The sequence below is a fragment of the Arthrobacter psychrochitiniphilus genome (assembly GCF_003185915.1).
Lineage (GTDB): Bacteria > Actinomycetota > Actinomycetes > Actinomycetales > Micrococcaceae > Specibacter > Specibacter psychrochitiniphilus.
In genome coordinates, this window is the sequence record NZ_QHLZ01000002.1 from 153,223 (window position 1) to 164,526 (window position 11,304).

Annotated in this window: 9 protein-coding genes; 8 read left to right on the top strand and 1 reads right to left on the bottom strand. The window is 57.7% G+C overall.

The features are described from left to right. Positions 1-23: 23 nt before the first annotated feature. The gene (locus CVS29_RS04085) at positions 24-941 is read right to left on the bottom strand and encodes an Lrp/AsnC family transcriptional regulator (RefSeq protein ID WP_110105072.1); all 918 of its coding nucleotides are present in this window, start codon (positions 939-941) and stop codon (positions 24-26) included. A 226-nt stretch (positions 942-1,167) separates the two neighbouring features. Between CVS29_RS04085 and CVS29_RS04090 the strand changes: the two genes are divergently transcribed. The 8 genes from CVS29_RS04090 to CVS29_RS04125 all read left to right on the top strand — a co-directional run bounded on the left by CVS29_RS04090 (position 1,168) and on the right by CVS29_RS04125 (position 11,235). Beyond that, on the top strand, positions 1,168-2,013 hold the full coding sequence (locus CVS29_RS04090) for a transporter substrate-binding domain-containing protein (RefSeq protein ID WP_110105073.1): 846 nt from the start codon (positions 1,168-1,170) through the stop codon (positions 2,011-2,013). A gap of 109 nt (positions 2,014-2,122) precedes the next feature. After that, positions 2,123-2,860: an amino acid ABC transporter permease gene (locus CVS29_RS04095; protein WP_110105074.1), complete on the top strand. Its 738-nt coding sequence runs from the start codon at positions 2,123-2,125 to the stop codon at positions 2,858-2,860. Between the two features lie 32 nt (positions 2,861-2,892). Continuing rightward, a complete protein-coding gene (locus CVS29_RS04100; protein WP_110105075.1) occupies positions 2,893-3,660 on the top strand; it encodes an amino acid ABC transporter ATP-binding protein in 768 nt (255 codons plus the stop codon). Then, positions 3,650-4,693 (top strand): C-terminal binding protein, encoded by a 1,044-nt coding sequence (locus CVS29_RS04105; protein ID WP_110105076.1) that lies wholly within the window; start codon positions 3,650-3,652, stop codon positions 4,691-4,693. The genes CVS29_RS04100 and CVS29_RS04105 overlap by 11 nt, the downstream gene beginning before the upstream one ends. Before the next feature lie 39 nt (positions 4,694-4,732). After that, positions 4,733-6,466: an amidohydrolase gene (locus CVS29_RS04110; protein ID WP_245932057.1), complete on the top strand. Its 1,734-nt coding sequence runs from the start codon at positions 4,733-4,735 to the stop codon at positions 6,464-6,466. A gap of 11 nt (positions 6,467-6,477) precedes the next feature. After that, positions 6,478-8,124: a thiamine pyrophosphate-binding protein gene (locus CVS29_RS04115; protein ID WP_110105077.1), complete on the top strand. Its 1,647-nt coding sequence runs from the start codon at positions 6,478-6,480 to the stop codon at positions 8,122-8,124. Between the two features lie 44 nt (positions 8,125-8,168). Beyond that, a complete protein-coding gene (locus CVS29_RS04120; protein ID WP_110105078.1) occupies positions 8,169-9,785 on the top strand; it encodes a zinc-binding metallopeptidase family protein in 1,617 nt (538 codons plus the stop codon). A 37-nt stretch (positions 9,786-9,822) separates the two neighbouring features. Further along, positions 9,823-11,235, top strand: a complete 1,413-nt coding sequence (locus CVS29_RS04125) for an NAD-dependent succinate-semialdehyde dehydrogenase (RefSeq protein ID WP_110105079.1) — start codon at positions 9,823-9,825, stop codon at positions 11,233-11,235. Positions 11,236-11,304: the final 69 nt, after the last annotated feature.

The window sequence follows — 11,304 nt, forward strand, 5'->3', positions numbered from 1 at the left end:
AACACTGGAGCCTTGGCACTTGCCTAGCGGTTGATCAGCGATCTCACTTGGTCAAGCGTGTCTTCATACCGTTCCTGAACAATCCGCGTGTGCAGCCAAGTTTCGATGCTCCTGACCCCTGCCAAAGATCTGATCCGGGAAACTATTTCGTTGTATTGTTGCTGCGAGTCGGCTGCAATGGTGGCCACTAGGGAGAACCGGCCAATAGTCCGGGCAACGAATTCAACGCCATCCACGTCAGCCAGTAAGTTCACTACGTCTGCTGACGCATCACCAATGAGCGACAATCCACAGCCAAAGACGATGGACCCATTTATTCCGGCGCGGCGAGTAATGGCCCCAATCTGCATCACATTGGCATCAATAAGTCGCAACGCACGGGACCTGCACGTACTCATGGACACACCAATGGCTTCTCCAATTTCAGCAAACCCCCGACGCCCGTCCTGCTGGAGTATGCGCATAATATCAATGTCAATCTGGTCCAAGGACAACCGCTCTAGCACCGGCTCTTCACCTAAAAAGAGGCTGCGAATGACCTTCTCGTACAGGAGAACATTGACGGAAGAGACATCTGGTAGCCCACTGACAAAGGCCACAGTCTCATACAGTTCATTCATGGTGCTTACCCGCACCTCGGCCACCACTTGATGCGCACCCGTGGTTTCTGAGATGTAGACAGCAGAGTCAAGGGCCTCCACCCGGCGCAGGACGTCGTGACTGGGGCCTGAAATTTTCAAGGCCAAGTGAGCGAGCACTTCCAGCCCCAGCACTCGTGGGTGCACAGCGGCAATGACTTTCACCTTGCCCGAACCCAACAACTCGTTCACGTGAGAGGCCACGAGAGTGCGGTTGATTCCCACTGACTTAGCCAAGTCACTATATGATGCGCGCCCATCGGCTTGCAGCTGCTGCACAAGCATTCTGTCCATCTGATCCATTCACTCTTTATACCAGCTGCAGCAAGGTAACAGTCAAATAATTAACAAGAAACCTCAATAACGGAAGACTTGTCGAACAATTACTGAAAATCTCACACAGATTTAAGGCAAAGAGTCTCACATTCTAATAATTTGTTGACAACGAGTGTTTCGTGTCACACAATCGTTTAGACACCCTGCTAGCACAACCACCTGTGCTGCTCCCCCCTTTCCCAGGAGAACTACAATGGCGAAATTCTTCAAACTTGCGGCTGCTGCCTCCATCAGCCTGCTAGCACTTTCGGGCTGCTCAACCTCTACCGGGGGGGACGCCGCAACAGGAAACAGCAACACCCCTGCAGACCTCGTCAAGGCCGGCCAAGTCACGCTGTGTATCGATCCGGAGTACCCTCCCCTTGAGTACTACGCGGATGGTTCCGGCGGAGACATTGTTGGCTTCGATGCCGACGCTGGCCGAGCGCTTGCCGACCACTGGGGCGTGAAGGTCAAATTTGAGGTGACCTCCTTTGACGGCCTGATGCCCGGACTGCAGACAGGACGCTGTGACATCATCCTCGGCGGGCTATACACCAGCCCGGCACGTTTGGAAGTAGCAGACGCCGCTCCCATCATGAACGCTGGCCCTGCAGCCCTTGCTGCACCAGCTTTGGCCAGTAAGCTCACCAGCAAACTCGATCTGTGTGGACGTAAGGTAGCTGCGCAGGCCGCGTCCAGTAACGCAGCAACGGTTCAGGCGATGGGCGAAGAGTGCAAGGCCGCTGGCAAGGGGGCCCCTATCGTCTCCGAGTATCCCAAGACCTCGGACACCGTCTTGGCTGTTCTCAATGGCAAGGCTGATGTGCTCGTTGAAACTAATGTGGCCGCCGCCTACATGGTCACGCAGAACAAGGGCAAACTCGAAATGGCCAGCCAAGTTTTTGACCCCGACACCACCTTCGGCGTCTTCACCAAGAAGGACAGCTCCATGACACCGGCCATTGCTGCCGCGTTCAAAGCCCTCAAAGAGGATGGCTCCTTGGCAGAAATCGCCAAAAAATACGATCTTGACCCAACCATTGTTGACGTCAAATAGGCGGATCTCCGCCTTTTCCTACCCTGCTTTCACGCACCAAACCATGGTGTTTGCCGGTCCTCACCTGGAAGTGGGCCTAGCCCACGATTCTCACGAGAGTGCATAGACAATGCTTTTTGATTCCAATATCTTCTTCGCGCAACTTGTCAGCGTTGACTACATGAGGGGCGCCGCCCTATCGGTGGCGGTGGCCATCGTTTCGCTGATTCTTGCCACAGTTATCGGCTTCTTCATGGCCGTCGGGCGTACGGCAAAACAGCCGTACCTGCGAGCCCCAGCCCACTTTTATGTGTGGTTCTTCCGTGCAATCCCCGCCTTGCTGGTACTGCTCATCATGTGGAACGCCCTGCCTCAAATCATTCCAGCCCTGCGTGCCGACTGGTTCTCACCGTTCATCGCCGCATCCGTGGGTCTGGGTTTGGTAGAGGCAGCATTCATGTCTGAAATCATCCGTTCAGCCCTGCTCAGTGTTGATGATGGCCAAGGACTCGCAGGACGCGCTTTGGGAATGTCCCCAGCCAAGGTCATGGTCAAGGTGGTGCTGCCACAGGCCATTCGGATTGCACTGCCGCCTACCGGAAATGAGTTCATCGGCCTGGTCAAATACTCCTCACTGGCCTCCGTGATCTCCTTGCGGGAGTTGCTCACCACCGCGCAGGTGGGAGTGAACATCACCTTCCGTTACGCCGAATACTATGCCGCCGCGATCGTCTACTACCTGGTGATCGTCTCGATCCTGTCCATTCTTCAGGGTCTCTTGGAAAAGAAGTTCGCTTGGACCTCAAAGTCCGCGAAGTCCAAGAAGTCCACTGAAGCCACTGTCCCCGCCCCCATGGGGATCTCATGATGCCGGCACCCCAACTTTCCCAGGAGCCCCTAATGACCCAGCAGCCCATCCTTCAAGTCCGGGACCTGCACAAGACTTATAACGGTAACCAGGTCCTCAAAGGCGTGGAGTTCGACATTGAGAAGGGCCAAGTCAAGGCCGTGCTGGGGCCTTCCGGCTCGGGTAAGTCCACCATGCTACGCCTGATGGCCCTGTTGGAGCCGGCCGATTCTGGTCAGATTTTACTCAAGGGAAGCAGAATTGGCAGCCGGGAGCACAAAGGCAAATCAGTGCACCTATCCGAGCGGACCCTGGCAATCCAGCGCCAAGAAGTGGGTATGGTATTCCAACGATTCAACCTCTTCCCTCACCTGTCAGCAGTTCGCAACGTCATGTTGGGGCTGACCAGTGTCAAGGGAATCTCGCACCACGAGGCACGCATTCAGGCACGGGATATGCTCCAAAAAGTTGGTTTGGACAACCGCGCTGACCACTACCCTTCCGAACTTTCCGGTGGACAGCAACAACGGGTGGCCATCGCCCGCGCTTTGGTCATGAATCCTTCAGTCATGCTCTTTGACGAGCCCACCTCGGCCCTGGATCCCGAGCTGGTCGGCGAGGTTCTTGAAGTCATGGAAAATCTCGCAGAATCTGGGATGACAATGATCGTGGTTACCCACGAGGTTCGTTTCGCCCGGCGTGTAGCCAACGAGGTCACCCTCTTTGATGGTGGCGTCATTGTGGAACAGGCCGAGCCTGAGGAATTTTTCACCAATCCGCAGCACGAGCGCACGAGGAAGTTCCTCAGCCATGTCCACTAGAACCGCCACAACCATCGCTGCAGAATCTGACAGCGCTGTTGAGTCAGTGAACAAGACCCTGCGTGCTGTCTACACGGACATGGACGACGTCGACTTCCGCGCCGGTGTAGACCGGCTCCGTGAAGGAGGATTCGAGGTTGACTACCTCAACACCTCAGATTCTGCACAAATCATGGCCCAAGCCCCTGACGCTACGGCTCTGTTGGTGGGTTACGCGGAAGTAACCGCCGTCATGATGGATGCCATGCCTTCGCTGCGGATTATTGCGCTGCTGTCCATGGGCTTTAACAATGTTGATATTGAGGCGGCACGTGAGCGTGGAATTTGGGTCACCAATATTCCCGGCGCGGCCACGGAGGAAGTAGCAACGCACGCGTTGGCACTCACCCTCTCCCTGACTCGCGGCCTTACTTTTTACAGTTCCGCAGTGCAATCCGGGCAATGGAATGCCCGTGATTCCACCGTCCCACCACGGCTGAGTCAAACCCGTTTAGGAATTCTGGGGTTGGGCCGTATTGGCACTCGACTCGCCGAACTCGGAGGCGCCCTTTTTGGCGAAGTGGTGGGCTACGATCCCGTCCTTCCGGACACTCCGGTGATCCGACAGCAGCTGGCTGCAGCCGGCATTCGGCGCACTTCTTTAGAAGAAGTGCGTTCCACCTCAACGGTGCTGTCCTTGCACATGCCGCTGACCCCAGAAACTGAAGGCATGGTCGACGCCGCGTTCTTGGCCCAGATGCCACAGGGCTCCTACCTGATCAACGTCAGCCGGGGCGCATTGATAGATTCACAGGCCTTGCGTGAGAGCGTCAACGCCAAGCATTTGGCCGGTGCAGGCCTGGATGTGCTGGACGAAGAACCACCCACCGTCAGCGGCCATCCACTGCTAGGTAACCCGCGCATTCTCATCACACCCCATGTGGCTTACCTTTCCGATTTCACGGACGCTGAGTATGTTCGCCAACAGGCCCAGAACGTACTCTCTTGGGCGGCTCAAGGGCGCCCAGACTCCCCCGTTCTTGAATTGCTTTAGCTCATCCTCAACCGCCCCCGATTCTTGGGAGAGAAGATTTTGCGTAAACTCAACGCCTTCGAGCACCGCCCGTACGGCCACCGCCCTGTCATTGTTACAGCCGAGCACATCCACACCATGGATTCCTCCTACCCCAGCGCGGAAGCCTTCCTGCTGATCGGTTCGGAAATTGCTGCCGTCGGTAGCATCCAGGAATGCCGTGAAACAGCGGCACTGCACGGCAGCCAGGAACCTGAAATCCGGGACTTCGGCGCAGCCACTGTGGTCCCCGGATTCATTGACGCTCATGCGCACCCTTTGATGTATGGACAAATGATGAGCTGGGTGGATTGTGGCCCGGCCCAAGCCACAACCATTCCCGAGATTGTGGCCTTGCTTGTGCAGGCTGCTGAAAAAACCCCCAACGGACTGCCCGTACGCGGTTTTGGTTATGAACACCGCAACCTTCTCGAGGGTCGTCACCCCACACGCCACGAACTTGATGCCGTGGCCACGGACCGGGAGGTGTATTTGATGAACGCTTCTGGTCACGGCGGCGTTGTCAACTCCTACACTCTGACCCTCAACGGTGTCACTGCTGAGACCCCCAACCCTCAAGGTGGGGAATTCTTCCGCGACGCTAACGGCGAACTGACCGGCGAACTTTCCGACGCAGCGTGCAACATCCTCACCGGTGTCTCCGGCGTCAAAATTGGTCACCACGGACCCAACTTCCACCTTGCTGACGAACCGGGCGAACATTTACGCCAGCTGGGTCTCGCCCAGGAAAGTTTCCTTTCCGGCGGTGTCACCAGCATCGGTGACGCTCAAGTTTCACGCCGCGAATTCGACATGTACCTTCGCTTGGCCGCAGAGAACCAGCTCAAGGTTCGGGTCAGTATGTACTTGCTCTCTCACCTACTAGAGGACGCTCTTGAGATGGGTTTGCACGGACAGTTTGGCAATGCCCGGTTAAGCTTTGCTGGCATCAAGCTCTACGCTGACGGGACGCTCGGTGGGTGGACCGCCTACTTCCCTGACGGGTATGTTGGCGATCCCTGCCGCACTGGCCAGCTCTACCATGAGCCTGCTGCGTACAAGGCTTTGATCGCGAAAGCACACGCGGCTGGTCTGCAAACAGCAACCCATGCACAGTCTCCCACCGCCATTGAAATGGTCATCGACGCCATAGAATCGGCGCTGGTTCAGCGCCCCGACGCAGACGCCCGGCACCGGATTGAACACTGTGGTTTACCCACAGGCGAACAAATTAGCCGTATGGCCCACTCCGGGATCCGCCCCGTCAACCAACCCCAGCACTACTACAACTGGGGTGAAGGCGTTCAGCAAGCTATTGGCACCCCCGGGGAACGTTTCAACCCACTCGGGGAGTTCATTGAAGCGGGAGTACCCGTCACTATCAGCTCCGATGCCCCGGTGGCAGAGCCGCGCCCCCTCGAGGCCATTCAGGCCGCCGTCACCCGTGTCACCCGCAACGGTCACAAACTAGGCCCGGATAACTTGTGCATCACAGTTGCACAAGCCTTGGCCGGGCATACCATCAACGCCGCCACAGCTTTGGGCCGCGAAGATGATCTGGGCTCACTGACCGTGGGTAAGAAAGCCGATTTTGCTGTCCTCACAGGTGATCCTTTGAGTACTGCCGCCCATGAAATTTCAGCCATCACCGTGCTCCAAACCTGGATCGATGGGACGTGCCAGTTTACGGCTGAGCCAGACTCGGCAAGCCACGAGTCCACAGGTACCCCCACACTTCACACCGTGAATTCGTAAGAAGGAACACCATGCAAACCCAATCCACGGCAACTACCCCTCTAGAGGACAACGTGCAGGTCACCAACAATGCTGGCTATGCAGTGCTCAAGACGCTACGCAACTACGGCATTGACACGATCTTTGGAATTCCCGGCACTCACAACCTTGAGTTCTACCGCCATTTGGCCCCTTTGGGCATCCACCCCGTCACAACCCGCCACGAGCAAGGCGCAGGATATGGCGCCGACGGGTGGGCCCAGCAAAAGGGACTGCCAGGCGTGGTGATCACCACCTCTGGACCTGGACTTCTCAATGCCCTCTCCGCCGCCGGGACTGCCTACTGCGAATCCCGTCCACTGATCATCCTCTCCCCCGGCGTACCAGAGGGTGAGGAATTTGCCGATATCGGTTCTTTACATGAGACAAAGGATTCCACGGCAGCCGCAGGTGCCATTGTTCAATGGAGCCGCCGAGTTCACTCCGCCACAGAAGCTGTGGCCGCCGTCCATGACGCGTTCGAGATATTCCGCTACGGCCGCCCACGCCCGGTCCATATAGAGGTGCCGCTGAACATCCTCGAGTCTCTCTCCGATTGCCCCGAAGATTTGCTTCAGGCACGGCCACGCCGGCAAGGCGCCCAGGCGGATGCCACATCCCTTGCAACGGCTGTGCAACTATTGAAGGCTGCGCAGAACCCCGTCATCCTAGCCGGTGGCGGTTCCATCCCCGCCGGAGCAGCACTGGCGGCTCTGGCGGAAGCGTTGCAGGCACCCGTGGTGACCACTCTCAACGGCAAAGGCGCAGTTCCCGAATCCCATCCTCTGGCGCTGGGCTCTGATATCCGCCTCCCCGCCGCCCAGCAATTGTGCAACCGTGCCGATGTGTTGCTGGTGATCGGTTCTAAAGTGGGTGAGTCTGAACTGTGGGGTGGGAATATCACCCCTAGTGGCCCCGTCATCCGGGTAGATATTCTTGCCTCCCAAGCCAACAAAAACCTCGCCTCTGACCTCGCACTCATTGGCGACTCGGCCGCCATCGTGACTCAATTACTCCATGAGATCGGTTCCCCTGAGCGCCCCGTTGTCAACCTTGCACCGGTCCGGGAAGAACTGCGCAACCAAGCCAGGGCGTTGTCTCCGGAGTTGAGCCGTATTGCTGAGGAAGCCGCCGCGGTTTTGCCGTCCAACACCATTGTTGGCGGCGACTCTTCGCAAATCACCTACCTGGGCACGGCGTCGTTCATTCCCCAAGAATTCCCGCACTCCTTCCTCTACACACCGGCCTACGCCACGCTGGGATACGGGCTCCCAGCCTCCATCGGAGCCAAGATCGCAGCTCCAGAACGTCCCGTTGTGTGCATCGTGGGCGACGGCGCTCTCATGTTTGCTGTGCAAGAACTCATCACGGCCGTGGAGCAGCGGCTAGATCTTGTAGTGGTGTGTGTGGATAACGGCGGTTATGCCGAAATTCGTTCCAATGAAGCAGACCGCGGCATCCCCGCTGTGGGTGTGGATCTAGTTCAACCGAACTGGGCAGCCCTTGCCACCGCGTTTGGCGGCACCGGTCACGCCATCACCCGCGCCGCTGATTTCGCACCGACCCTGCACGCCGCACTGCAGGGGCGTGGATTGCACGTTCTGCACGTGCCTGTGAGTTTATTCAACGCCGCATCCTAAATACCCCGGAACTTCTCCCTTCAACGCCTGAATCAGGAAAAACCATGACACTTGCATCTCCACATTTGACTGCAGCGCCCGAACTGACAGCGGTGGCCAAGACAACCGCCCAACAATGGATTACCGAGAATATGCCCCGGCTCTCCACCTGGCACAAGCACATTTGGGATCTGGCAGAACCTGCCTGGCGCGAATACAAGTCAGCCAGCTGGTACGTGGAGCTGCTACGCGCCGAAGGCTTCACCGTTGAAGCTGGCAGCGCAGACATGCCCACTGCCTTCAGCGCCCAGTGGTCTTGCGGCGATGGCGGTCCGGTCCTTTTGACTTATGCCGAGTACGACGCCGTGCCAGGGAATTGTCAGTCAGCCTCCACCGAGCAGTCCCCGCGCGAGGATCTGAGCCCGCACGCACCCGGTCACACCGACCCTCACTCAGCACTGGGTATCTCCACTTTGGCCGGCCTCCTCGGCACCAAGCACGCCATGGAAGTACACGGAATCGCCGGAACCTTGAAGTACACGGGCGAACCTGCCGAGAAAGTGCAGGGATCCAAGGTGGTTCATGGCCTGAGAGGCTACTACGACGGCGTGGACGCCATTGTCAGTTTCCACCCGTTTTACATGCTGCCGCTGTGCAACACTGCCCGCTGGGATACCCAGTGTGGTAGCTACTACAGCAAGGTGTACACCTTTATCTGTGATGAGCCGGAGACGTGGCAGCTCAATGCGAATCCCAACTCGCCCATCCCGGCGTCACACTCGGCAGCCCGTGCACCCGGCGCTAACGTCGCCTTGATGAGCATGTACACCTCCTCCCGCGTCATGCAGGACGCCATGCTGCCCAGCTTTGGTGGGTGGAGCCTGTCCGACGCCATTTTCACTCAGGGCCAGGCCACTGCCGATAACCTGCCGGCCCGGATTGCACAGATCCAGTACTCTTGGCGCTGCCCCACCTTGGAAATGGCCGACCACGTCTTGGCAGTACTTGACCGCAACGCAGAACATGCCGCCGCCATGGCCCACTGCAAGCTGAGCACCACGTGGGTGGCACGCAACCGCCCTGGCCGCACCAACCATGTCCTGGCGCAAGCGCTGTACAACAACTTAGAAGGTGTTGGAGCTCCCTCTTACGGTGAAGAAGCCATTGCTGCAGCCCAGCAGATCCAGCGCACCTTGGGACTCGAGCCCATGGACAGGCCGTTCCTTGACGAGTGCGAGGCTCTGATCAGCCCGCAGGACGCTGAAGCGGCTTTGCGTGAGCATCTTGCTCCATGGCAAAAGAACTGGACCAGCGACGACTATGTAGAGATGACCCACTATGCCCCCACGGTGCGCTTCTATGTTTCGCGTCCAGCGTTGAAACCAGCACCAGGTCAGGGCGCATATCCCGGCTGGGTGATGAACGCTCTGGGCGGCATCCCCGCAACCATTGATCCCACGATCGACGTTGCTGGTAAAACCATTGCCGGAACATTCGTAGATTTGCTCACTCGCCCGGAAATTGTGCAGCAGGCCAAGAGTGAGTTTGACACGCGTGTGGCGCAGGATCCCATGCCCGTGCTCTTGCCAGCAGATTTCATGCCGCCCACTGAGTTCGCGTGGCCTGACTACTCTGCAGCACCCGACGGCGAACGAGTCTGGTACCCCAAAACCTCAAGATAGCAGCGTTTCCAGCCACCACCGATGAACAGGATCACCCGTGTCTCACACTTCAGCACCCAGTACCCAGACTCTGCGCTACAGGGTAACCAATCCCAGCAGCGGCGCCGTGATCCAAGAGTTTCTCACGGCCACGGACACTGAGGTGCAGGAAGCCCTGGCTTCATCGGAGCAGGCTTTCACAACATGGCGGCACGTACCGATAACCGAACGTGCCGCCGTGATTGCCCGCATTGGCGCACTCTTCTTAGAACGTAAGGATGAGTTGTCAGCGATAGTCACCGAGGAAATGGGAAAACGTCTTTCTGAAGCCGTGGGTGAGGCGGAATATTCTGCTGAAATCTTTAATTATTACGCCAAGGAGGGGCCTGGCTTAGCCGCGGACCAACCTATTAAAGCGATCAACGGTGACCGCGCCGTCATTCAAAAGCGGCCGGTTGGTCCATTGCTGGGGATTATGCCGTGGAACTACCCGTATTATCAGGTAGCCCGGTTTGCCGCCCCCAACCTCATGCTCGGTAACACCATCATTCTCAAGCATGCAGAGAACTGCCCGCGCTCTGCTCTAGCTATTGAGCAGCTCATGCGCGACGCCGGCCTCCCGGCTGGCGCCTACATCAACTTGTTCGCCACACATGGACAAATCGAAAGTATCATCGCGGACTCCCGCATCCAGGGCGTGTCCCTGACAGGTTCCGAACGGGCCGGGGCTGCCGTGGCCCAAACCGCCGGGCGCCATCTGAAAAAGGTGGTACTGGAATTGGGTGGCTCGGACCCGTACCTTGTCCTTTCCAGCGCTGATGTGGCGGCCTCCGCCCGGGCAGCATTCAGTACCCGGATGGAAAATGCTGGTCAGGCATGTAATTCCAACAAGCGGATCATCGTTATGGATGAGCTCTACGATGAGTTTGTCCAGGAATTAGCCGACCAAGCCAAAGCATTACAGCCTGGTTCACCCGAACTAGAAGAGGACGGAACGTATGTTCCGCTGTCTTCAGCTGCCGCTGTTACTGGACTGCTGAACCAAATTAATGACGCCACGGAAAAAGGCGCGGTTCTTCATGCAGGTGGTTTTCAGGCGGACCGACCCGGGCACTACTTGGCACCGACGGTTTTGACCGGCGTCACAGCAGATATGAGGGCATTCGGGGAAGAGCTTTTTGGCCCTGTTTTAATCGTCTACAAGGTCTCAAATGAAGCCGAGGCTGTGGCACTCGCCAACAATTCTGAGTTCGGTTTAGGCGGGGCTGTCTTTAGCACTGACACAGAGCAGGCATTGGCCGTAGCCCAGCAAATCCATTCCGGAATGGTGGCCATCAATACCGCTGGAGGGGAAGGGGCAGGCATGCCGTTTGGCGGGGTGAAGCGATCCGGGTTCGGGCGGGAACTGGGTCCTCTGGGGATGGAAGAATTTGTGAATAAACAATTGCTCTACGTGGCTGCGACCAGCTGAACTGCTGCGCTGGAAAGCATTCTCCCCCGCTCAATGGTTGACGAAAGCCCTGTTGCGGCGGAAGCTAGG